Origin of the sequence: uncultured Brevundimonas sp., assembly GCF_937863155.1 — a bacterium.
Taxonomy (GTDB): domain Bacteria; phylum Pseudomonadota; class Alphaproteobacteria; order Caulobacterales; family Caulobacteraceae; genus Brevundimonas.
On record NZ_CALMFB010000025.1, the window covers coordinates 120,567 to 143,117 of the forward strand.

The 22,551-nt window shown below is 69.7% G+C and carries 23 protein-coding genes and 1 tRNA gene; 5 read left to right on the top strand and 19 right to left on the bottom strand.

What is annotated here, in order from left to right; genetic code table 11:
• Positions 1-22: 22 nt before the first annotated feature.
• Both Q0581_RS04710 and folE read right to left on the bottom strand, forming a co-directional pair.
• Positions 23-460 (bottom strand): biopolymer transporter ExbD, encoded by a 438-nt coding sequence (locus Q0581_RS04710; protein WP_298698067.1) that lies wholly within the window; start codon positions 458-460, stop codon positions 23-25.
• Between the two features lie 152 nt (positions 461-612).
• Positions 613-1,227 carry a GTP cyclohydrolase I FolE gene (gene folE, locus Q0581_RS04715; RefSeq protein WP_298698069.1) on the bottom strand — a complete coding sequence of 205 codons (615 nt, stop codon included), beginning with the start codon at positions 1,225-1,227 and terminating at the stop codon, positions 613-615.
• A 102-nt stretch (positions 1,228-1,329) separates the two neighbouring features.
• On the opposite strand from folE, the gene cysS reads away from it, so the two are divergent.
• Positions 1,330-2,739, top strand: a complete 1,410-nt coding sequence (gene cysS / locus Q0581_RS04720; protein ID WP_298698071.1) for a cysteine--tRNA ligase — start codon at positions 1,330-1,332, stop codon at positions 2,737-2,739.
• A gap of 5 nt (positions 2,740-2,744) precedes the next feature.
• On the opposite strand, the gene Q0581_RS04725 is transcribed toward cysS, so the two are convergent.
• The 5 genes from Q0581_RS04725 to Q0581_RS04745 form a co-directional block, all read right to left on the bottom strand.
• Positions 2,745-2,819 (bottom strand) — tRNA-Gly (locus Q0581_RS04725).
• A gap of 101 nt (positions 2,820-2,920) precedes the next feature.
• Positions 2,921-3,883, bottom strand: a complete 963-nt coding sequence (locus tag Q0581_RS04730; RefSeq protein WP_298698072.1) for a TraB/GumN family protein — start codon at positions 3,881-3,883, stop codon at positions 2,921-2,923.
• Positions 3,884-3,920: 37 nt separating this feature from the next.
• Positions 3,921-4,109 carry a helix-turn-helix transcriptional regulator gene (locus Q0581_RS04735; RefSeq protein WP_298698074.1) on the bottom strand — a complete coding sequence of 63 codons (189 nt, stop codon included), beginning with the start codon at positions 4,107-4,109 and terminating at the stop codon, positions 3,921-3,923.
• A gap of 14 nt (positions 4,110-4,123) precedes the next feature.
• The gene (locus tag Q0581_RS04740; protein WP_298698077.1) at positions 4,124-4,540 is read right to left on the bottom strand and encodes a hypothetical protein; all 417 of its coding nucleotides are present in this window, start codon (positions 4,538-4,540) and stop codon (positions 4,124-4,126) included.
• A gap of 122 nt (positions 4,541-4,662) precedes the next feature.
• Positions 4,663-5,883 (bottom strand): DNA recombination protein RmuC, encoded by a 1,221-nt coding sequence (locus tag Q0581_RS04745; RefSeq protein ID WP_298698078.1) that lies wholly within the window; start codon positions 5,881-5,883, stop codon positions 4,663-4,665.
• Positions 5,884-5,950: 67 nt separating this feature from the next.
• On the opposite strand from Q0581_RS04745, the gene dusA reads away from it, so the two are divergent.
• Both dusA and Q0581_RS04755 read left to right on the top strand, forming a co-directional pair.
• Positions 5,951-6,958 (top strand): tRNA dihydrouridine(20/20a) synthase DusA, encoded by a 1,008-nt coding sequence (gene dusA / locus Q0581_RS04750; RefSeq protein WP_298698079.1) that lies wholly within the window; start codon positions 5,951-5,953, stop codon positions 6,956-6,958.
• Between the two features lie 99 nt (positions 6,959-7,057).
• Positions 7,058-7,723: a hypothetical protein gene (locus Q0581_RS04755; RefSeq protein WP_298698080.1), complete on the top strand. Its 666-nt coding sequence runs from the start codon at positions 7,058-7,060 to the stop codon at positions 7,721-7,723.
• Between the two features lie 101 nt (positions 7,724-7,824).
• On the opposite strand, the gene Q0581_RS04760 is transcribed toward Q0581_RS04755, so the two are convergent.
• The 5 genes from Q0581_RS04760 to zwf all read right to left on the bottom strand — a co-directional run bounded on the left by Q0581_RS04760 (position 7,825) and on the right by zwf (position 13,334).
• A complete protein-coding gene (locus tag Q0581_RS04760) occupies positions 7,825-8,100 on the bottom strand; it encodes a hypothetical protein (protein WP_298698082.1) in 276 nt (91 codons plus the stop codon).
• Positions 8,101-8,158: 58 nt separating this feature from the next.
• Positions 8,159-9,148, bottom strand: a complete 990-nt coding sequence (gene glk / locus Q0581_RS04765; RefSeq protein ID WP_298698083.1) for a glucokinase — start codon at positions 9,146-9,148, stop codon at positions 8,159-8,161.
• The gene (gene edd, locus Q0581_RS04770; protein ID WP_298698084.1) at positions 9,145-11,034 is read right to left on the bottom strand and encodes a phosphogluconate dehydratase; all 1,890 of its coding nucleotides are present in this window, start codon (positions 11,032-11,034) and stop codon (positions 9,145-9,147) included. The genes glk and edd overlap by 4 nt, the downstream gene beginning before the upstream one ends.
• A complete protein-coding gene (gene pgl / locus Q0581_RS04775) occupies positions 11,031-11,732 on the bottom strand; it encodes a 6-phosphogluconolactonase (RefSeq protein ID WP_298698086.1) in 702 nt (233 codons plus the stop codon). The genes edd and pgl overlap by 4 nt, the downstream gene beginning before the upstream one ends.
• A gap of 141 nt (positions 11,733-11,873) precedes the next feature.
• Positions 11,874-13,334, bottom strand: a complete 1,461-nt coding sequence (zwf, locus tag Q0581_RS04780) for a glucose-6-phosphate dehydrogenase (RefSeq protein WP_298698088.1) — start codon at positions 13,332-13,334, stop codon at positions 11,874-11,876.
• Between the two features lie 193 nt (positions 13,335-13,527).
• Here zwf and Q0581_RS04785 point away from each other — a divergent pair, with 193 nt between their 5' ends.
• Complete coding sequence (locus tag Q0581_RS04785; protein ID WP_298698090.1) at positions 13,528-14,733, top strand: FAD-dependent oxidoreductase; 1,206 nt, start codon at positions 13,528-13,530, stop codon at positions 14,731-14,733.
• Here Q0581_RS04785 and Q0581_RS04790 read toward each other — a convergent pair.
• The 5 genes from Q0581_RS04790 to Q0581_RS04810 form a co-directional block, all read right to left on the bottom strand.
• Positions 14,730-15,674 carry an FAD:protein FMN transferase gene (locus Q0581_RS04790; protein ID WP_298698092.1) on the bottom strand — a complete coding sequence of 315 codons (945 nt, stop codon included), beginning with the start codon at positions 15,672-15,674 and terminating at the stop codon, positions 14,730-14,732. The genes Q0581_RS04785 and Q0581_RS04790 overlap by 4 nt on opposite strands.
• Positions 15,675-15,865: 191 nt before the next feature.
• Positions 15,866-16,669 (bottom strand): DUF4198 domain-containing protein, encoded by an 804-nt coding sequence (locus tag Q0581_RS04795; RefSeq protein ID WP_298698094.1) that lies wholly within the window; start codon positions 16,667-16,669, stop codon positions 15,866-15,868.
• Between the two features lie 11 nt (positions 16,670-16,680).
• Positions 16,681-17,193, bottom strand: coding sequence for a DUF2271 domain-containing protein (locus tag Q0581_RS04800; RefSeq protein WP_298698095.1), 513 nt, complete (start codon positions 17,191-17,193; stop codon positions 16,681-16,683).
• A 14-nt stretch (positions 17,194-17,207) separates the two neighbouring features.
• A complete protein-coding gene (locus tag Q0581_RS04805; protein ID WP_298698096.1) occupies positions 17,208-17,885 on the bottom strand; it encodes a PepSY-associated TM helix domain-containing protein in 678 nt (225 codons plus the stop codon).
• 62 nt (positions 17,886-17,947) lie between these two features.
• Positions 17,948-19,357, bottom strand: a complete 1,410-nt coding sequence (locus Q0581_RS04810; protein WP_298698098.1) for a Mur ligase family protein — start codon at positions 19,355-19,357, stop codon at positions 17,948-17,950.
• A gap of 60 nt (positions 19,358-19,417) precedes the next feature.
• Between Q0581_RS04810 and Q0581_RS04815 the strand changes: the two genes are divergently transcribed.
• The gene (locus Q0581_RS04815) at positions 19,418-20,254 is read left to right on the top strand and encodes an LD-carboxypeptidase (protein ID WP_298698100.1); all 837 of its coding nucleotides are present in this window, start codon (positions 19,418-19,420) and stop codon (positions 20,252-20,254) included.
• On the opposite strand, the gene metB is transcribed toward Q0581_RS04815, so the two are convergent.
• Both metB and Q0581_RS04825 read right to left on the bottom strand, forming a co-directional pair.
• The gene (gene metB, locus Q0581_RS04820) at positions 20,251-21,438 is read right to left on the bottom strand and encodes a cystathionine gamma-synthase (RefSeq protein WP_298698102.1); all 1,188 of its coding nucleotides are present in this window, start codon (positions 21,436-21,438) and stop codon (positions 20,251-20,253) included. The two genes, Q0581_RS04815 and metB, sit on opposite strands and share 4 nt — an antisense overlap.
• Positions 21,435-22,475 (bottom strand): homoserine O-succinyltransferase, encoded by a 1,041-nt coding sequence (locus tag Q0581_RS04825; protein ID WP_298698105.1) that lies wholly within the window; start codon positions 22,473-22,475, stop codon positions 21,435-21,437. Before Q0581_RS04825 ends, metB begins: the two co-directional genes overlap by 4 nt.
• Positions 22,476-22,551 lie beyond the last annotated feature (76 nt).

The following is a 22,551-nucleotide window of genomic DNA, read 5'->3' on the forward strand; positions in this document are numbered from 1 at the left end:
TCCGGTCGAAAGGGCGATCCGCCTATTCGATGTCTTCGTTCAGCAGGCCGACCTTGAAGAAGCCTTTTTCCTGCATCTCGTTCATGACTTCCATGAACTGATTGTAGCGGACTTCCGGCTGGGCGCGGACGAAGACGCGCTCTTCGCGGCAGTCGGTGGTCACTTCCTGGGCGGCGCAGACATCGGCGGCCAGGGTCGCGATGGTGGTCGGCACGGTCGCGATGAACAGTTCACCCGTTTCCTGGATGGTGATGTACACCGGTTCCTTGGGGTTGGGGTCGGTGCTCGGAACCGCCGGGGGCAGGTCCAGGCGGATCGAGACGGTGGCCAGCGGCGCCGCCACCATGAAGATGATCAGCAGAACCAGCATCACGTCGACGAACGGCGTGACGTTGATGTCGCTGTTCTGTTCGATGGTCCTGCCGCCTTGGCCGCCCGGGCCGGAAAGTTTGGCGCCCATGCGCTGTCGTCTCCATCTTGGGCCGGCGCGAGGCGCGCGGGCCGAGCTTGTGCTTTCGGATACGTCTCTTGGCGTCCCGCGCCGCGCTTGTAAAGCGGTCTCGGACGCCTGGCGGTTCCCCGTGCGAAAATACCCGCGTCAGGCGAAACCGGTCAGCCGCGGCCCGCCAGCTTCAGGAACCGGTCCATCAGGGCCGGATCGGTCTTGAACACGCCGGTGAAACGGGTCGTCAGGGTCGAGACGTGGCGGTGGTGCACCCCGCGCGTGGTCATGCACTGGTGCGCCGCATCGATCAGAACGGCGACGCCGGCGGGCGCCAGATGCGATTCGAGGGCGGCGGCGACCTCCTGGGTCAGGGTCTCCTGGGTCTGTAGCCGGCGCGAGAAGATCTCGACCACCCGCGCGATCTTGGAGATGCCCACCACCTTGTCGGTCGGCACATAGGCGACATAGGCCCGGCCCAGGAAGGGGGCCATGTGATGCTCGCAGTGGCTCTCCACCTCGATGTCGCGCAGCATGACCATGTCGTCATAGCCCTGGACGTCCTCGAAGGTGCGGCTCAGTTCCTTGGCCACATCGGCGTCATAACCCTGGAACCAGTCGCCATAGGCGTCGACCACGCGGCGGGGGGTGTCGACCAGGCCCTCGCGTTCGGGATCGTCGCCGGCCCAGGCGATCAGGGTGCGCACCGCCTCCATCGCCGCCTCGCGCGACGGACGCTGTTTGGGGGCGCCGACCAGAACGGGCTTGGCGGAGGGTGCGCTCATTTCGGTGTCTGTCTTTCTGCGCGCGGGGTTTATCCGCGCCTTCGCCCGGCTATATGGACCTTCCCTTGCGTCCTGCAAGAAAACTTGGGCGACCCTGAGACGATGCCGCTGCATATCCACGACACCCTGCGCCGTGAAAAGCGCCTGTTCGAACCGCGCGATCCGAGCCGGGTGACCCTCTATGTCTGCGGCCCCACCGTCTATGATTACGCCCACATCGGCAATGCGCGGCCGCCGGTGGTGTTCGACGTTCTGGTGCGGCTGCTGCGCCGGACCTATGGGGCGGACAAGGTGATCTACGCCCGCAACGTCACTGACGTGGACGACAAGATCAACGCCAAGGCGGCCAAGGAAGGCGCGCCCATCGGCACGATCACGGCGCGGTACGAGGCGGCGTACCTCGATGACATGGCCCGGCTGAACGTCAGCCCGCCGGACATCGCCCCGCACGTCACCGACCATATGGACGCCATCGTCGCCCAGATCGGCGCCATCGTCGACGCCGGCTGCGCCTATGCGGCGCAAGGCCATGTGCTGTTCGACGTCGCCGCCTATCCGGCCTATGGCGCGCTGTCGGGGCGCAATCTGGACGACATGATCGCCGGGGCGCGGGTCGAGGTGGCCCCCTACAAGAGGAACCCGCACGACTTCGTGCTGTGGAAACCGTCCAAGCCGGGCGAGCCGTCCTGGCCGTCGCCGTGGGGCGACGGGCGGCCCGGCTGGCACATCGAATGCTCGGCCATGATCGAGGAAAACCTGGGCCTGCCAATCGACATCCACGGCGGCGGCATCGATCTGGTTTTTCCGCACCATGAGAATGAGATCGCCCAGGGCGTCTGCGCCCACGGTCACGCCCACGGCGCCGCCGCGCACGACGAATACGCCCGCTACTGGATGCACAACGGCTTCCTGACCGTCGATGCGGAAAAGATGTCCAAGTCGATCGGCAATGTCCTGCTGCTGCACGATCTGGTGCAGTCGATGCCGGGCGAGGTGGTGCGCTGGGCCCTGTTGAGCGCCCATTACCGCCAGCCGCTGGACTGGAACCAGGCGCTGCTGGACCAGTCGAAGAAGAACCTGGACCGGCTGTATGGCGCCCTGCACCGCGCGGCGGCGGTCCCGGCCGCGACCGATGAGGCGCCGGCCGACTTCCTGAAGTCGATCGAGGACGACCTGAACACCCCCGGCGCCATGGCGACCCTGTTCGCCCTGTCCAGCGAGATCGAGCGGGCCATGACGGCGGGCGACACGGCCGCCGCCGGCCTGGCCAAGGGACGGCTGATCGCCTGCGCCGACATTCTGGGCGTGCTGCAATCCGATCCGGCCGCCTGGCTGGAAGGCGAGGTGGACGACGCCCTGCGCGCCGAGGTCGAAGCCCTGCTGGACCAGCGCATGGCCGCCCGCGCCGCCAAGGACTGGCCCGCCGCCGACCGCATCCGCGACCGGCTGACCGAACTGAATGTCGTGGTGATGGACGGGCCCCGGGGCGCGACCTGGCGGCTGAAAAACTGACGGCTTGGAGCGGGTAGCGAGAATCGAACTCGCGACATTCAGCTTGGGAAGCTGACGTTCTACCTCTGAACTATACCCGCGCCGGGCCGTGTCGGCAGGGCGCGGACCATAGACGGGCAGGCGCAAAAGAAAAGGCCCGGCGCGACGGCCGGGCCTTTGACGTCGCGGAAAACGCGGGCGTCTATTCGACGCGGGTGGCGGTGATGCCGCGCTGGGCCAGCTGGGCCTGGACGCTGTCGGAACCGACCAGGTGGCCCGCGCCGACGATGACCATGGTCACGCCGGACCCCTTCAGACGCTCTTGGATCTGATTGGCCCAGTCGATGTTGCGCTGGGTCAGCAGGGCGTCATAGACGGCCGGGAAATCCGCCTTCCATTCGGTGTGCATGACGCGGTCCAGGCCATCGGTATCGCCTGTGCGCCAGGCCAGAACCATGCCGTCCACGATCTGGTCGGCGTGTTCGAAACCGTCGAGCGAATACTGCAGCATCGACATCTCGGTGGCTTCGTCCAGGCCGGCGAAGATGCCCAGCTGCTGGTCCATCGTCTCGAAGCCATGGATGTCCTTGCCCTCTTCGCGGGCGCGTTTGAGCATGATCAGGTCCACGCCCGTGCCGGGCTGGAAACCGGCCTGGATCAGTTGCGACATGGTCAGGTTCATGGCGGCGAACCAGGGACGCATCGGGTCCATCTGGGCGGCGCTGGCGCCGATGGCGCGGGCGGCGACATCCAGGCGACCGAAGTCCTCGGCGCTCAGGCGGCTGGACAGGGGACGGTCACGGGACACGCCATGCCGCTGGATGAAGGGAACGGCGGCCGCCGCGTCGTCGGGATTGGTGAGTTCGAACCAGACGTCCTGGGCCGCGGCGAAGGCCTGGTCCACGCGATCGGTGCGCCAGTCGGTGCCGGGCTTCAGCACATGGACCGAGCCGAACAGATACAGGGTGGAATCCGCGTCGCGCACCACCCACAGGGCCGGGGCCGCTTCGGGAGCCGCGTCCGGGGCCGCGTTCTGGGCCGCCGCAGGGGTCGGCGTCAGGGCGGGCAGGGCGACCGTCGCGGTCAGCAGCAGGCCAAGCGCGCCCCCGGCGACGGCGCGACTCAGGCGACCGGCGGTGGAGACGATGGCGGGGATGAAGGTCATGGGTATTGATCCTGTGTACGGAAATGGGGCGGCGGATTCAGGCCGAGAAGATGGATTCGATCGGCTGGTCGAAGACCGCGGCGATCTTGAAAGCCAGGGGCAGCGACGGATCGTAGCGGCCGGTTTCCAGCGCATTGATGGTCTGGCGCGAGACGCCCAGCTGATGCGCCAGGTCGGCCTGGCTCCAGTCGCGCTCGGCGCGAAGGACTTTGAGGCGGTTGTTCATGTCATGATCCTCCATCACCGGCGCCGCAGCCACCACAGGCCCCAGGCGACCAGATAACCGACCAGCATCAGGCCCAGCATGCCCATCGCGCCCGTGGCGGCATAGGCGACCGGATCGCCTTCATGGCCGGGAGCGACCGGCACGGTCCAATGTTGCGAAGCGGGCGTCGTGGCCAGGATCAGCAGCACGCCGCCGATGGCCATGCCGATGCTGCCGCCCCAGTACCAGGACCATTTGTGGGCTTCCTGGGCGGCCTCGTCGACCGATCCCATCCAGGCGGCGCCGATCCAGATGGCGGCGATCATAGCCAGGATGGCGGACGCCCAGCTGGCCCACAGCCCCGATGCGAAGATGGCGACGCCGACGGCGATGGCCAGCAGGCCGAACCCGATGCCCCAGGTCGCCACGAAATTCTTGCGGCCTGTGTTCATGTTGGAAAGCTCCTCTGTCGTTTTGACAAGGGTGCTTTACGCGTGGCGGCGGCGAGTGTCAAGCGTGTTTGTCAAAAGGGAAAGGATGCGCTGCCAAAAGACGCGCTCGCTTTCCCCGGTGATCAGTTTTCGGCGGGCGGCTGCAGCAGTTCGGGGCGGCTGACGGCGCGCGGCCCCTGTTCGACCGGCGGCAGTTCGGGAAGGGTCTTGCCCTCATGGTTGACCTGCAAGTCCTCGAACCGGCGCGCGGCGACCATGACCTGGCTCTCCAGCGAGCCGACGAACTGGTTGTATTTGCCCACGGCGCTGTCCAGCGCCCGGCCCACCGCCGCCGCATGGCCGCCCATGACCGACAGACGCTTGTAAAGATCGCGGCCCAGGGTGGCGACGGCCTCGGCGTTCTTGGCCTGCTCCTCGGCGCGCCAGCCATAGGCGACCGCCTTGCACAGGGCGAACAGGGTGGTGGGCGTCACGATCACCACGCGCGAGGCCATGGCCTGGGTCATCAGCTCCGGCTCGTGATCCAGGGCGGCGGCCAGGAAGGCGTCGCCGGGCACGAACATGACGACGAAGTCGGGACTGGGCTTGAACTGGTCCTGATAGGCCTTGGACGCCAGCTGGCGCATGTGGGTCTTCATGCTGGCGGCGGTGCGCATGGCCGCCGCGCTGGCCTGGGCCTCGGCGTCGCCGTCGGTCTCGTCCAGAAAGGCCAGCGACACCTTGGCGTCGATCACGAACATGCCGCCGCCCGGCAGTCTGACGATGAAATCGGGCCGCGACTGCCGCCCTTCCTCGTTCGCCGCCGAGGTCTGTTCCTCGAAGTCGAAACGCCCGGCCATGCCCGCCGCCTCCAGCACATTGCGGCACGTCTGTTCGCCCCAGCGACCGCGCCGGCCGGTGTTGCCGCGCAGGGCCTCGGTCAGGCGCCGCGCCTCGTCGCGGGTGGCGGTCGAGGCGGTCATCAGCAGGGCCAGCTGTTCCTTCAGCCCGCCGGTCTCTTCGGCCCGCGTCTTCTCCAGCGCATCGACGTGCGCCTGGAATTTGGCCAGGGTCTCGGCCACCGGCTTCAGCTGGGCCTCCATCCGTTCACGCGCCAGACGGTCCTGAGCCTGGAAGGTCTCGGTGGCGCGGGTGACCAGCTGGCCGGCCACGGTCTCGGCCGATTCCCGCGCCTGGGCCTTCAGATAGGCGGCCATGGCCCCCTGGCTGTCCTCGGCCGCTTCCAGCCGGGCATGAGCGGCGCGCAGGTCGCCGCGCGCGCCCTGCCAGCCCATGAAGGCCCACAGGAAACCGCCGCCGGCGACGACGGCGAGGGTCAGCAGGATGATCTCTAGCGTGTTCATGCTCCGTTCCTAGCGGGAGTCGGGCGCCATCGCCAGATCGTTCGCCTTGGGGTAAGAGGCCCGCCCCATGACCGACCTGCCCCGCCGCCTGTCGGTGGCCCCCATGATGGACTGGACCGACCGGCATTGCCGGGCGTTTCACCGCGCCCTGACGGCGCGGACGCTGCTGTACACCGAAATGGTCACGGCGCCGGCGGTGATCCATGGCGACCGCGACCGGCTGCTGGCCTTCGACGCGGTCGAACATCCGGTGGCGCTGCAACTGGGCGGATCGGACCCGCAGCAGCTGGCCCAGGCCGCCCGGATCGGCGCCGACTATGGCTATGACGAGATCAATCTGAACGTCGGCTGCCCGTCCGACCGGGTGCAGTCCGGCCGCTTCGGCGCCTGTCTGATGCGCGAGCCGGAACTGGTCGCCGACTGCATGGCCGCCATCCGCGAGGCCGTGGACGTGCCCGCCACCGTCAAATGCCGCATCGGCGTGGACGATCAAGACCCGCAGGTCAGCCTGTTCGCCACGGTCGACGCCTGCGCCGCCGTGGGGATCACGGTCTTTGTGGTCCATGCGCGCAAGGCCTGGCTGAAGGGCCTGTCGCCCAAGGAGAACCGCGACGTGCCGCCGCTGGATTACGCCCTGGTGCGGCGGCTGAAGCGCGAGCGGCCGCATCTGACCGTCTGCATCAATGGCGGCGTCGGTTCGCTGGATGAGGCCGTGGCCCATCTGGACGATGCGGACGGCGTGGCGCTGGATGGGGTCATGCTGGGCCGGGCAGCCTATCACGAGCCGGCCATTCTGGGGGCGGCGGACTGGCGCCTGTTCGGCATGGAGGGGGCGGATGTCGATGTCTGGACCGCCCTGGACCGTTATCGCCCCTATGTCGCGGCGCGGCTGGAGGAGGGGGCGTCCCTGACGTCGATCACCCGGCACATGCTGGGGCTGATGCACGGCCGGCCCGGGGCCCGCGCCTTCCGGCGCATTCTGACGGTCGAGGCGATCCGCCCCGGCGCGGGGCTGGAGGTTCTGGACCGCGCGGCCGAAGCGGTGCGCGAGGCCGAGGCCCGCCGCGCGGCCTGAAGGGCCTTTCGCCTGACGGGAGAAGGTCTGGGCGCAACCGTCATCTCGTGGTGATATGGACTCTGCCGCCGCGTATCGGGCGGTTGGGGGTTCAAGATGATGCGCGCGACCCTTGCCGGTCTGCTGATGTGGGGCGTCTGTTGCGACGGGGCGTCGGCCCAGGACCGGGATCGCAATACGGCCGGGTCGATCCATGGCGGGACCATGGGCCTGGGCATGGAGATCCAGCAGAGGCTCAGCGACACCCTGGTGGTGCGTGGCGGGGTCGATCGGCTGCGGCACGATTTCGAGCGGCGCTATGGCGGCGTGGATTATGAGGCCGGGCTGGATTTCGACACGGTCGGCGTCTTTCTGGACCTGCATCCGTTCAGCAACGCCCTGTTCGTTTCCGGCGGCGGCTATATGGGCGCGCGCGAACTGCGCCTGACGGCCGAACCGGATGCGCCGGTCGAGATCGGCGGCGCCGTTTTCACCCCGGCCCAGGTCGGGCGTCTGAGCGGCGAGGCGACCCTGACGGCGGTGTCGCCGTTTGTCGGCGTGGGTTTCGACACCACCTTCACCAGCCGCCGCCGTGTGGGCCTGAGGGCGCTGTTCGGCGTGGCGGTGGGCGAAGACCCGGAGGTGGCCCTGACGTCGGCGGGCGGGACGCTGTCGAACCATCCGGCCTTTCGCGCCCGGCTGGATATCGAGGCGCGCCGTATCGAGCAGGAGGCGGAATACAGCCTCTATCCGGTCGCCCAGATCGGCCTGACCTATCGCTTCTGACCTGTCGCGTCTGGCCTGTCGCGTCTGACTGGGCGTTTCGGAGACGAAAAGGCCCCGCCGCGGGTCGCGACGGGGCCGGATTGATTCAGCGTCGGTCAGGCTTACTGAGCCGCCTTCTTCTCGGCCTCGGTCATGCTGGGCGAGGTGTTGGGCGTGTTGGCGGTGGTCATGCCGCCGTCGGCGTTGCCGGCCTGCTGCTCGATGCGGTCGGCCTCGGCGTTCAGGGCGCGTTCCTGGGCCTCGGTCGGGGCCTGGGCGGCCTGGGCCTCCAGGGCGTCAGCCTGTTGCTCGGCGGCCTTGTCGGCGGCGCTTTCACCACAGGCGGCCAGACCGGCGACGGCGAAGGCGGCGAGCGAGGCGATGGCGATCTTCTTCATGGGGGCGTTCCTTCCAAAAGCGTGGGGAGCCGTAACAACGCCCCCGCGCCCGGCCGGTTCACGCGCCCGTGATCTTTTCGCCGAGGGCCACCCGTGCGGCGCCCAGCAGGGCGGCATGGCGGTGGGTGACGACCCAGGTCGGAATCTCGGCCAGATAGGGCTGGAACCGGCCCTTGCGCTGGAACCGTTCGCGGAAGGGGCTGGCCTTCAGGAAGGGCAGGATGCGCGGGGCGATGCCGCCGGCGATATAGACCCCGCCGCGCGCGCCCAGCGTCAGGGCGATATCCCCCGCCACCGACCCCAGAATGGCGCAGAACCGCGCCAGGGTGGCGCCGCACGGGCTGTTGGGTTCGGCCAGGGCCTGTTTCGTGATCTCGGCCGGGTCGTCGATATGGGTGTCGCGCCCGTCGATCTCGGCCAGGGCGCGGTGCAGATTGACCAGGCCGGGTCCGCAGATCAGCCGCTCGATCGACACCCGCTCATAGCGCCGGCGCAGGATGCGCAGCACCTCGTCCTCGACGACGTCATTGGGGGCGAAACAGGCGTGGCCGCCTTCGGAGGGCAGGGCGATCTCGCGCCCGTCCCGGTCACGCGCCAGGGCCGAGACGCCGAAGCCCGTGCCTGGCCCCAGCACCGCCAGCGTGGCGTGCGGATCGCCCGCCTCGGGTCCGCCCAGGTGCGCCAGGTCGGCGCCGGGCACGATGGGCGCCCCCCAGGCCTGGGCCTCGAAATCATTGATCAGGCGGATGGGGTTAAGGCCCAGGGTCGCCAGTTCCCCCTCGGACACCCGCCAGGGCGAGTTGGTCAGGTCGATGGCCCCGTCCGTCACCGGCCCGGCCACGGCGATGACGCCGCCGCTGGGCGTGACCTCGCAGCCGTCGATGAAGGCGCGCACGCCACCGAGAAATGTCGGATGTTCGGACGCCGGGAAGCTCTCATGATGCTCCAGCACCGGGCCGTGTTCGGTCCAGCGGGCCACGGCGAACCGGGCGTTGGTGCCGCCTACGTCGCCGACCAAAAGGGTGCGCGGATCGTGCGGCGCCGTCATGCGTCCACCGCCCGGTCGACGATGTTGGGATCGGGCGGCGTGTCCTTGTGCTGGGCCGCCCCGACCGGCGGCAGGAAGCAGACCGAGGCCCCGGCCTCGGCCACGCCCACGGCCTGGCGGAAGGCGGCGAACAGTTCGCGGCCGAAGCCCCAGCCCGCCCCCTCGGCGTGTTCGGGCGCCCACTGGGCCGCGGGGCGGGACGCCAGTTCGCCCGCGCCGATGGTGGTCAGGACGCCCGCATCGGGGTCCAGCCGGATGATGTCGCCATCGCGGATATGGGCCAGGGGGCCGCCGGCCAGGGCCTCGGGCGAGACGTGGATGGCGGCGGGGGTCTTGCCGCTGGCGCCCGACATGCGGCCGTCGGTGACGAAGGCGACCTTGAACCCCTTGTCCTGAAGCACGCTGAGCGCGGGCGACAGGCTGTGCAGTTCGGGCATGCCGTTGGCGCGCGGCCCCTGGAAGCGCAGCACCACCACCACGTCCCGGTCCAGTTCGCCGGCCTTGAAGGCCTCCAGCGCCGCCTCCTGGGTCTCGAACACGGCGGCGGGCGCCTGGACGATGCGGTTCTCGGGCTTGACCGCGCTGACCTTGATCACCGCCCGACCCAGGTCGCCCTGGACCAGCCGCAGGCCGCCGTCGCTCTGGAACGGGTCCGACGCGGGGCGCAGGATGTCGGTGTTCAGGCTTTCAGTCAGACCCTCGGCCCAGACCAGTTCGCCGTCCTGCATCATCGGTTCGCGGAAATAGGGTTCGATCCCTCGGCCCATGATGGTGGTCACGTCCGAATGGATGTGTCCCGACAGAGCCAGTTCGCGGGTGACGAAGGCGGTGCCGCCCGCGGCCTGGAAGGCGTTCACATCGGCCGTGCCGTTCGGATAGACCCGCGCCAGCAGAGGCGTGACGGAACTGAGCCGGTCCATGTCGGTCCAGTCGATGATGACGCCCGCCGCCCGCGCCATGGCTACCAGATGGATGGCGTGGTTGGTCGATCCGCCGGTGGCCAGCAGGGCCACGATCATGTTGACCACGGCCTTTTCGTCGATGACGTCGGCCATGCGGCCTTCGCCGCCCAGCGCCAGTTCCACCGCCCGTTTCGCCGCCGCCGCCGTCAGGGCGTCGCGCAGGCCCGTCTCGGGATGGACGAAGGCGGTGGACGGCAGGTGCAGGCCGCCGATCTCCATCATCATCTGGTTGGAATTGGCCGTGCCGTAGAAGGTGCAGGTGCCGGGCGAATGATAGCTGGCGACCTCGCTGGCCAGCAGGGTTTGGCGGTCCACCTGGCCTTGCGCATAAAGGGCGCGGACGCGGGCCTTTTCGGCGTTGGGAAGGCCCGACGGCATCGGCCCGGCCGGGGCGAAGACCACCGGCAGATGGCCAAACGCCAGGGTTCCCATCACCAGGCCCGGCACGATCTTGTCGCAGACGCCCAGGGCCATGACGGCGTCGAAGGCGTCGTGGCTCAGCGCCACCCCCGTGGACATGGCGATGACGTCGCGGCTGAACAGCGACAGCTCCATGCCCGGCCGACCTTGGGTGACGCCGTCGCACATGGCCGGGACGCCGCCCGCCACCTGGGCCGTGGCGCCCATGTCGCGCGCGGTCTGGCGGATGATCTCGGGGAAGCGCTCGAACGGCTGATGCGCCGACAGCATGTCGTTATAGGCGGTGACGACGCCGACATTGGGCGCCCGGCCGCCCATCATGGTCAGCTTGTCGCCCGGTGTCTGGCCGGCGAAGGCGTGGGCCCAGTTGGCGCAGGACAGTTTGGCCCGGCCGACGCCGCGGTCGCGGGCGGCGTTCATGCGGCGCAGATAGTCTTCGCGCGTCGGCCCGCTGCGTTCGACGATGCGGTTGGTCACCTCGGCGACCACGGGATGCAGGGTCATGGCGCGGCCTCCGTCCACAGCACCTCCAGCGGGACGTTATGCGCGACCAGGGCGGCGATAGGCGTCACGGCCGGATCGCCCCGCAGCTGATCCTCGAACACCCGGCGCTTGGCGGCCCCGGTCAGGGCCAGAACGACACGGCCCGCGTGGACCAGATAGGGCAGATTGATCGTCAGACGCTCCAGGGACGGCGCCATCCCCTCGCGCCCCATCGGCACGCCCAGGACGGCGGGCGCCAGTTCGGGGGTCAGCAGGGTGCGCAGGGTCGGGCTGTCGGGGAACATCGAACAGATGTGGCCGTCCTCGCCCATGCCCAGCAGCACGGCGTCCAGCCGGCCTTCGGGCGCCAGCGCCCGCGTCGCCAGGGCCGCCGCCCGGTCCACCGTCACGGCGGGGTGATAAAGGGGCACGAAGCGCGCCTGCGCCGCCGCGCCGGTCAGCAGGGTCTGTTTCAGCAGCCGGGCGTTCGACTGATCGTCGCTTTCAGGGACATAGCGTTCGTCGATCAGGGTGACGGCGATGCGCGACCAGTCCAGCGGCGCCTGGGCCATCACGCGATAGATGGGCGTCGGCGTCGATCCGCCCGACCCGGCGAAGACGGCGCGGCCGTTGGCGGCCACGGCGTCCGACAGCGCGTCGGTCAGGCGCAAGGCGCAGGCGGCGGCCCAGTCGGCGCTCGAAAACTCCTGAACCAACATCCTCACACCCTCCCGTCATCCTCGGGCTTGACCCGAGGATCAGGGGCGACCTCGACCTGGCGGCCAGACGGGAGGCGTCCAGCGGGCGCAAAGTCTGATCCTCGGGTCAAGCCCGAGGATGACGGTGTAGGGGGCAGGGTTTCAGCCTTCATCTGTGTTCCACGTCCGGCCGGTGCGGGCCAACAGGGCGCCGGACGCCTCTGGCCCCCAGGTTCCGGCGACATAGGGCAGGGGCCGGATATGGGCGCCGGCCCAGGCTTCGGAAACCTCGTCCACCCATTTCCAGGCCTGCTCGGCCTCGTCGCGGCGCACGAACAGGGTGGAATCTCCGGCCATGGCGTCCAGCAGCAGCCGCTCATAGGCGATGCGGCGGCGCGGCGCCTGCTCACCCTTGCCGTCAACGCCCCACGACAGGCTCATCTTGATCGGCTGCAGCTGCATCCTCTGGTCCAGGCCCGGCCGTTTGTTCATGACCGTCAGGCTGATGTCTTCCTCGGGCTGCAGCTCGATGACCAGCCGGTTGTCGCTCAGTTCGCCGCGATCGCCGCGATCAAAGATGGAATGGGGCACCGGCTTGAACTGGATCACGATCTCGGTGCGTTTTTCCGCCAGTCGCTTGCCCGTGCGCATGAAGAAGGGGACGCCCGCCCAGCGCCAGTTGTCGATGTCGGCGCGGATGGCGACGAAGGTTTCGGTGTCCGACGCCTGGCCGCGTTCGGTCTCATAGCTTTCGACCGTCTGGCCCTCGATCTCGCCGGCCTGATACTGGCCGCGTACGGTGACGCGCTGGACCTCCTCGGGCGTCACGGCGCGCAGCGAACGCAGAACCTTGACCTTCTCATTGCGCACCGAGTCCGGGTCCAGGTCGCTGGGCGGCTCCATGGCCACCAGGCACAGCAGCTGCAGCATGTGGTTCTGCAGCATGTCGCGCAGGGCGCCGTACTCATCATAATAGGGCCAGCGGTCGCCCACCCCCACCGTCTCGCCCACCGTGATCTGGACGTGGTCGATGGTCAGATTGTTCCACAGCGGCTCGAAGATGGTGTTGCCGAACCTGAGGGCGATCAGGTTCTGGACCGTCTCCTTGCCCAGATAGTGGTCGATGCGGAACACCTGCCGCTCATCAAAGGCGTCGGCCACCGCGTCGTCGATGGCGCGAAAACTGTCCAGATCGCGGCCGACCGGCTTTTCCAGAACCACGCGGTCTTTCGGCCCGGCCAGACCCGCCGTCTTCATCGCCGTGACGATGCGGGCGTACAGCGACGGCGACACGGCCAGGAAACTGGTCGCGCCGTCATCGCCGACCTTGGCCTTCAGCGGCTTCAGGCTGTCCGCGTTGGTGGCGTCGACGGCCAGATAGTCCAGCCGCGCCTCCAGCCGGGACCAGGCGTCGGCGTCCCAGGCCTTGTCGGCGGCGGCGCGCGCCTGCACCGCCTCGCGCACCTTGGCGACATAGGCGTCGCGGCTGTCGTCGGACCGGGCCGCGCCGATGATCTTCAGGCCGTCGGGCAGCAGGCGGTCATGTTCGAGGAAATACAGCGACGGCAGAAGCATCCGCATCGCCAGATCGCCGCCGCCGCCGAAGAGCACCAGAGCCGCCATCCGCTCCCTTTCCCGCCGCGCGGCCCCAATGGCGGCGCTTGTTTTCGGTGTTAGGCGTTTCCCGGTCTTTGCGCCAACCGCCCAGGGCCGGATGAAACACCATGTGACGCCGCCCCAGGCAGGAAAACCGCCGTCGGGCCGGTCCGTTCCGGCGGCTATGGCGAAGCGGCCGGCTTCGCTCTATCTGCGACGCATGAGCAGGATCGTCATCATCGGGGCCGGGCACGCGGGCGGAACGGCGGCGGCCCTGCTGCGCCAATATGGGCACGAGGGGCCGATCCTTCTGGCGGGCGAAGAGACGGCGCCGCCGTATCAGCGGCCGCCCCTGTCCAAGGCCTGGCTGAAGGGCGAGGCGGGTCTGGAGGACCTGCTGCTGCGGCCCGAGAGCTTCTATGCGGAAAAGGACATCCAGCTGCGCACCGGCGTGACGGCCACGGCCATCGACCGGGCCGGCCGGACCGTGACCTTCGCCGACGGGACGGTCGAACCCTATGACGCCCTGATCCTGGCGCTGGGATCGACGGCGCGACGGTTGCCGATACCGGGGGCGGACCGGCCCGACCTCTTGGAACTGCGGACCCTGACCGACGCCGAACGGCTGAAGGCCGCGCTGGGGCCGGGCCGGCGGCTGGCGGTGGTCGGCGGCGGCTATGTGGGGCTGGAGGCGGCGGCGTCCGCCCGCGCCCTGGGCGCCGAGGCGGTGGTGATCGAACGGATGGACCGGGTGCTGGCCCGCGTGGCGTCGGCGACCCTGTCGGCCTTCTTCACCGCCTGGCATCGGGCGAACGGGGTCGAGATCCTGACCGACGCCGAGGTGACGGGGTTCGAGGAGGCGGGCGTGAGGCTGGCGGACGGGCGGCTGATTTCCGCCGATGCGATCCTGGTCGGGGTCGGCGCCCTGGCCTGCGACGGCTTGGCGGCGGCGGCGGGCCTGGCCTGCGACAATGGCGTGGTGGTGGACGAACAGGCCCGCACCAGCGACCCGGCCATCTACGCCATCGGCGACATGACCCATCGGCCGGTGCCGGTGCATGACGGCGTCTTCCGCCTGGAAAGCGTGCCCAACGCTCTGGAGCAGGCCAAACAGGCGGCGTCAGCCATCACCGGCCGCCCGGCCCCGGCGCCCGAGGTTCCGTGGTTCTGGTCCGACCAGTTTGAGCTGAAGCTGCAGATCGCGGGCCTGCCCGGCGGCGCGGACCGTCAGATCGTGCGCGGCGATGCGACCGCGCCGGGCTTTGCGGTCTTCCATCTGGCGGGCGATCGCATCGTCTGTGTCGAGGCGGTGAACGCCCCGGCCGAGTTCATGGCCGGCAAGCAGTTCATCGGCCGCCGCACCCCGGTGGATGCGGCGAAACTGGCCGATCCGGCCGTGTCGATGAAGGCGGTGGCGCAGGCTTAGACCGGCGCGTCGTCGCTCTGTTCGTCCAGCATGGCGGCGAAGGCGGCGGTCATCCGCTCGACCGGGCCATCGGGCGTGCGTTCCACGATGTGGGCCGCCAGTCCGATCAGGGCGGCGTAGTCGGCGGCCTCGGCCGCGCCCATGACCGTCAGGGCGGTGGCGTAGGCGTCGGCCTTCATCGCGCTGTCGTGCAGCACGGTGACCGAGGTGACGTGGTTGGCGATGGGCCGCCCGGTCCAGCCGTCGATCGTGTGGGGGTACAGGGTCTCGCCCACCTGCATGGCCCGGCGATAGTCGCCCGAGGTGGCCATGGCGATATCGACCATGGCGGCGACGGTGCGGGGCTGGTCCGGGTGGTCGGGCGAGCGTTCGATCTCGACCCACCAGGGCATGCCGTCGGGCTTGACGCCCCGGCCCTTCACCTCGCCGCCGATCTCGACCAGATGCGAGGTCAGGCCCAGGGCCGTCAGCCGGTCCGAGACGCGGTCCACCGCATGACCCTTGGCGATGCCCGACAGGTCCAGCTTCATGCCGCCCATTTGCATCAGGCCGCGTCCGTCGCGATGCATGCGCAGCTTCTGCCAGCCGCTGACGGCCATGGCGGCGGCGATCTCGTCATCGCTGGGCAGGGGCGGGCCGTCTTCGGGGCGCAGACCGGGCGGGCCGAAACCCCACAGATCGACCAGGGCGCCCAGGGTCGGATCGACCGCGCCATTGGTTTCGTCGGCCAGATCCATCGCCTGATCGACCAGGCTCCAGAAGTCGGGCGACACGGCCCACAGGCCGGCCGGCGCCGTGTTGAAGCGGCTGATCTCGCTGGTCCGCACCCAGGGGCTGAACAGGGCGACCACGGCGTCCAGTTCGGCCTGGATGGCGGCCGTGGTCGCGCCCTGGTCGGCGCCGGGCGGCGGCACGGCCAGGGCCAGCCATTCGGTGCCCATGGTCTGGCCCGTCAGCGTCCAGACGATGTCGCTGGGCGGCCGTTGCGGCGCCGTCGCGGTCGGCGGGATCAGGACGCGGTTCGACGCCCGCGGCTCCGCCTCGCCCAGGGTGACGGTCGGCGGCGCGGCCTTGGAGCCTCTCCAGGTCGGATCGAAACTGCTCAGAGCAAAACCCCTTGGGGCAACACCCCTTAGGGCAACACTTCCACCACGCCGTTATACTGGGCGTTGACGGTGACGCCATCCGTCCCGGCCACATCGCGCACGGCGGCGTTCAGCCAGTACAGACCCGCCTGGGGCCAGGTCACGCTGAACCCGCCGTCGGCCCCGGTGGTCACGGTCGTCTCTTCGGGGTTGTCGCGATAGCGCAGACCCGAGCGCGCGATGGTGATGGTCTGGTTCGCCGCCGGCTTGCCGTCCAGCATCAGGGTGAAGGTCGCCGCCTCGCCCGCCACCAGATCGTTGGGGTGGGTGACGGGAACCAGCTCCAGGCCCTGGCCGGTCGGGGCGAACACCGTCTCGGTCGGCTGGCCCAGAGTGACGAAGGTCTCGACCCGCATCAGGGTGCGCGACCGGGTCACGTCGGTGGCGTCGGCGGGGATGCCGGCGGCCATTTCGGCGGCCGTGCCGCGCCAGCGCTTCTCTTCGCCGCCCTGTTTGTAGACGGCGTTGTAGAAGTCCAGGACATTGGCGACCTTCCAGGTGCCCGGCTTGTCCAGGTGCAGGTCGAAGGTCTGGCGCAGGCGGCCGCGCGACAGGTTCTGGGCCTCGGCGGGCGAACCGTCGGGCGCCAGGATGGTCAGGCTTTCGACCCGCATGGCCGCGTGGTCGGGAATGAAGACGCCGTTGGACATGGCCAGGTCGAACGAGACCCACCCCTCGGCGCCCGACAGCACGGTCGAGCTGGGCTGGATCCAGCCGCGATGGGCCTGGGCGCTCATGGGGGCGGCCAGCAGGGCGGCGACGGCGGCCAGGGCGAAGACGGTCTTCTTCATGATGCGATCCTTCAGCGGGTGACGGCGACGGAGACCGCGCCCAGTTCGGTGGTTCCGGCCGCGCGGCCGGTGTTGGCGGCGCCCCAGCGGAAGGGCACGCGCACGGCCTCGCGTCCGCCCAGTTCGCGGGCGGCCTCGACGACCAGATTATACTGCCCGGCCGGCAGGTTGCGCAGGCGGGCGGCGGGGATGGTCACCGTCTGTCGGCCCGGGGCGCGGGTGGCGCCCGAGACGCCGTCGGCGGGCAGGGTCATGGCCCGCCCGCCCTTGCGCCACCAGGTGCGCAGGTCCTTCAGCCAGTCCTTGCCTTCGCCGTTCGGCAGTTTGGTGTCGTACCAGACCGCCAGGGTCTGAACCGCCGTCTGGTCCGCCTGTTCGATCCACATGGCCACATAGGGGCGGTGATAGCTGGCCGAGGAAATGCGCGGGATTTCGACCGTCACCGTCAGGTCGGCCGCGTGGACGGCGCCGGCGACAAGACCGGCGGCCAGGGTGGTGGAGAAGGCGAGGGTCAGGCGACGCATGCGGGCGTTCTTCTCTAATGGATGAAGACGATGGCGAGGATGATGGGGATCAGCAGTCCCAGCCCGACCAGGGGCCAGGTCCAGCGGCGGCCGGTCGAAAGCAGATACAGCAGAGCCAGGCCGGTGATGGCCGAGACGATGCAGATGACGGCGAAGATGTCGATGAACCAGGCCCAGACCGGCCCGGCGTTCCGGCCCTTGTGCAGGTCGTTCAGATAGGCGACCCAGCCGTTCCTGGTGACCTCGGCCACCGCCTGGCCCGAGGCGCGATCGATGGTCAGGGCGCCGTCGCCGCCGGGGCGGGGCAGGGCGACATAGACTTCATCGGCGGTGGTTTCGGTGGGCCGTCCGGCGATGTCGGCCTTCAGTTCGGCCTTGGCCCAGCGCGCGATCTCGACCGGGACCGGATCGGTCGTTTCTTCCGGCACGGCGGCCAGGGCCGTGCGGGCGGCGTCCGACAGGGTGGCGGTCGCCTCGGTGGTGACCGGCTCGGACCCGATCAGGGCCGCCCGGTTCAGGGTGATGCCGGTGAAAGAGAACAGGATCAGGCCGATCAGGCTGATCGCCGCGCTGATCCAGTGCCATTGCCGCAGCTGGCGCAGCCAGAAGGGCCGCGTCTTCCACTGGGGCGGGCGCGGGGGTTTGGGCGCGGCTTTCGGCGCGGTCGTGGGCTTGGCGGCGGCGTCGGTCACACCGGCGCTCTGCCACTATTGAGAACCGTTTGCAAGTGCGGCGGGCCGCCGCCCCCGGCGCCTCAGAACCGCGCCAGAAGCTCTGCCGCAAAGCTCGACAGGGTGTCGTCTCGCGCGCCCATGACGATGACTCGATCCCCGGCCCGGGCCAGTTCGACGATGCGGTCGCCGCAGGCCGCGCGGTCGGCCAGGGCCTGGGCCTGCCGCCCGGCCGCCCGCACCCCGGCGGCGATGTCTTCGGATCCCACCGACCGATCCGTCGTGCCGCCATAATAGACCGGCTCGGGCATCAACAGGATGTCGTCGGGCCGCATCAGGCCGGCGAAGCCCTCGATGAATTCGGACTGCATCAGTTTCAGCGGGCCGAACCCGTGCGGCTGGAACAGGATCAGCAGACGGCCGTCAAAGGCGTGCAGGGTCTTCAGGCTGGCGGCGATCTTGTCGGGATTGTGGGCGAAGTCGTCGATGACGGTGACGCCGTTGCGCATCCCGACCACCTCCATCCGGCGCTTGATCCCGGCGAATGTCTCCAGCGACGCCGCCGCCTGATCCAGATCGACGCCCAGCGCCCGCACGGCGCCCAGGGCCGCCAGGGCGTTGGCGACATTGTGCGCGCCGGGGACATTCAGGGTCACGGCGCGCCGGTCGCCGGTCGCGCGTTCGACCAGATCGAAGGTCATGCCGGTCGGCGTCGGCTTCAGGTCGTGCGCGGCCAGGTCGGCGTCGCTGTTGCCCAGGGCGAAGGTGATCACGTCCGCCCCCCGCCCCTCGGCGACCAGGGCCTGGGCCAGGGCCGCGGTTTCGGGATTGTCCAGATTCAGCACCGCCTTGGACGCCCGCCGCACGAAGCCGCCGAACAGGTCGCGCAGCTCCTCCATCGACTTGTGGTCCAGGCTGATGTTCGACACCACCGCCACCGTCGGATCATAGCGGGCGATGGACCCGTCGGATTCATCCACCTCTGCCGCGAACAGGTCGGGGCCGCCGATCACCGCGCTGGCGAAGGGATGATCGGCGTCGGCGAAATTCTTCATCACCGCCCCGTTCATGACCGTGGGCGCGCGACCCGCCGAATGCAGCATCCAGGCGACCATGCCGGTGATGGTGGACTTGCCGCTGGTGCCCGCCACGCCGACCGAGGTCGGCGCCGCGTTGAACAGTTCGCTAAGCAGTTGCGGCCGGGTCTTGATGGTCGCGCCCACGCGCCGGGCCGCGCCGATGTCGGGCACCGTATCCTCTACCGCACCGGTGGCCACGATGATCTGGTCCGGCCGGGTGACGCCCGATCCGTCCTGGGGGTGCAGGGTCACGCCGTGCGCGCGCAGCCAGGCGAACTTGTCTGGTGTGCGGCCCTGGTCCAGGGCGCGATCCGACCCCTCGATCCGGGCGCCGGACGCCTGGACGATCATGGCCAGGGGCAGCATGCCCGAGCCGCCGATGCCGCAGAAGAAATAGGAGGCGTCTTGATTCATGTCGGCGAAACCGGGAAGGCTGAGGTTCGCCTGACTAGCACGCGCCGCGCCGGACGCCAGATGACCTTCAAGATCGGAATCGTCGCCGCCTCGTCGCGGTTCAGCCGCGAAAGCGCCGACCGCGTGTCCGCCTTCATGGCCGAACGCTATCCGTCGGGCGAGGTCTCGGCGGTGTTCCACGAGGCCAGCTTCCTGACCCATGGCCATTTCGCGGGCGACGACGAAAGCCGGGCGCGGGCCTTTGTCGACTTCGCCAATGATCCGCGCATCGATGCGGTCTGGTTCGCGCGCGGGGGCTATGGCTCGTGCCGCATCGCCGAGGCGGCGGTGGCGGCCCTGACGCCGGCGGCGGCGAAGAAGCGGTATCTGGGCTATTCCGACGCCGGGTCGATTCTGGCGGCGCTGTACAAGGCCGGGATCGGCCAAGTCGCGCACGGGCCGATGGCGTCCGACGTCAACCGCCGGGGCGGCGATCAGACGGTGCAGCGGTCGATCGACTGGCTGGTCAAGGGCCGGACCGGGGGGCTGGAGCCGTCTCTGGCCGCCGATCCGCGACCCGCCGTCGCCTTCAACCTGACCATCATCGACCAGTTGGTCGGCACGGCCATCGAGCCGGATCTGACGGGCCACGTCCTGATGCTGGAAGAGGTGTCGGAGGCCATGTACCGGATCGACCGGATGATGTTCCACCTGACCGGCCAGGCCTCGATCCGGCGCGTGGCGGGCATCCGCCTGGGCCGGGTGTCGGACGTGACGCCCAACGACCCGGACTTCGGCATGACGGCCGAGGAGATCGCCCGCTACTGGTGCGCGCGGGCGGGCATCGCCTATTTGGGCGCCGCCGACATCGGCCATGACGCGGCCAACACCGTCGTGCCCTTCGGTCCCAGAAGCTAGGCCGCCTGGCGCAGGCTGGCGGCGTCCAGGGCCGACAGCAGATCGGCGATCAGGTCGCCTTCGTGCTCCAGCCCGATCGACAGGCGGATCAGGCCGTCGCCGATCCCCGCCAGGGCGCGCTGATCCGGGGTCATGGCCGCGTGGGTCATGGTGGCCGGATGGGCGACCAGGCTTTCGACCCCGCCCAGCGATTCCGCCAGGGTGAAGACCGACAGGCCTTCGCACAGCACCCGCGCCGCCTCGACGCCGCCGGCCAGATCAAAGCTCAGCATGGCGCCGAAGCCCGCCTGCTGCCGCGCCGCCAGGGCGTGGCCCGGATGGTCGGCCAGGCCCGGATAGTGCACCCGCGCCACGGCCGGATGGGCGGCCAGGGCCTGGGCGACTTGTCCCGCCGTCGCCTGGGCCCGCTGGATGCGCACCGACAGGGTGCGCAGGCCCCGCAGCGTCAGCCAGGCGTCGAACGGCGCCCCGGTCACGCCGGTGGCGTTGGCCCACCAGGCCAGTTCGTCATACAGGGCGCGGGTGGCGGCGATGACCGCCCCGCCGACCACGTCGGAATGGCCGTTGATGTATTTGGTCGTGGAATGCACCACGATGTCGGCGCCCAGGGCGATGGGCCGTTGCAGCACCGGCGACAGGAAGGTGTTGTCCGCCACCACCACGGCGCCGGCCGCCTTGGCCCGCCGCGCCACCTCGGCCACATCGGTGATCCGCAGCAGGGGATTGGACGGGGTCTCGATCAGGATCATGGCCGCGCCTGCGGCCAGGGCGGCGTCCAGGGCGTCGAAATCGGTCTGGTCCACGAAGACCAGGTCGAACCGGCCTTGGCGCGCGCGGGCGTTCAGCAGGCGACAGGTGCCGCCGTAACAGTCATGCGGCGCGATCAGGCGCTGGCCCGGCTTCAGCAGGTTCAGCGGCAGGTCCACCGCCGCCATGCCGGTGGCGGTGACCACGGCGTCCGCGCCGCCTTCCAGCCCGGCCAGAGCCTCGCCCAGCACGTCGCGGGTCGGATTGCCCGAGCGGGTGTAGTCATAGGGCCGCTTCTGGTCGAAGCCGTCGAAGGCGTAGTTGGACGACAGATAAAGCGGCGGCATCACCGCCCGGTGCGTCGGGTCGGCGTCGACCCCGGCGCGGGCCAGAAGGGTGTCAAAACAGGGGATGTCCGAACAGGGGGCGTCGCTCATTGGGTGATCTCCTTCAGCGCTTGGCGCAGCACCTGGCCGATCAGGGCCTCTTCTTTCAGGAAGGCGTCGTGGCCATAGATCGACGGCGCCTCGACGAAGCGCCACAGGGCGGGCAGGCGCGCGGCCAGTTCGCGCAGGTCGTCGATGGGCGTCAGCCGGTCGGTGGTGAAGCCGACCAGGGTCGTGGGCGTGGTGATCGCCTCGGGCGTCACCTGGTGCCGGTCGATGGAGTCCGACAGGCTGATCCAACGTTCCGGCGTCATGCGGTTGCGATAGGCCCGGCCCCGCGCAGTCAGATAATCGCACACCGGATAGGCGCCGCCGGCCTGGTCGGGGGCCTGGGTCGGGAAGCGTTCGGCGAATTCCTCGCCGGTGCGATAGGTGGTCATGGCCAGTTCGCGGGCCAGGGCCACGCCGTCCTGGGGCCGGCCCGCCTCGGCCGCCAGCTTCAGGATGCGACGCTGCACCCCGCGCCAGGCCGTGCCCTGGGGGTGGGCGCGGTGGGCGGCCGAGATGACCACCAGACTGTCGATCCGCTCGGGGAACAGTTCGGCGAAGGCCAGGCCGACCATCCCGCCATAAGAGGCGCCGACGAAGGCGCGGATGCTGTCGATCCCGGCCTGATCCAGTACCAGGGCCAGAAGGCGCGCCTGATCGTGGGTCGAAATGGTCACCGACCGGCCGTCCGCCTGGGGCGCATAGTCGAAGGCCAGGACGCGATGGCGGTTCAGGTCGATCGGGCCGCGCACGCCCACGGCGCCCGACCACCAGCCGCGTCCGCCGGTGGCGGTGCGATGCACGAAGCGGTCGGCCGAGATGCCGCCGGCGACCACGACGACCGGCGCGTTGGCGGGCCCCTGGATGCGGCCGGTGATGGAGCGCTGGCTCAGGCGCTGGCCCGAGGCCAGGCGAAAATCGGCGGGGATGGAGGCGACCACGTCATGGGCGCCGCGCCCGGTCGCATGGGACCGCACGACGTCGGGCGCGCGACGACAGAAGGCGTCTTCGGTTTGGTCGGAAAGGGCCAGCAGGGTCATCGGTCGGTCGCATCCTCGGCCCATCAAGCCCTCTGGATGCGGTGACAGATCGTGGCGCGCCGCCTGACCGGCGCTC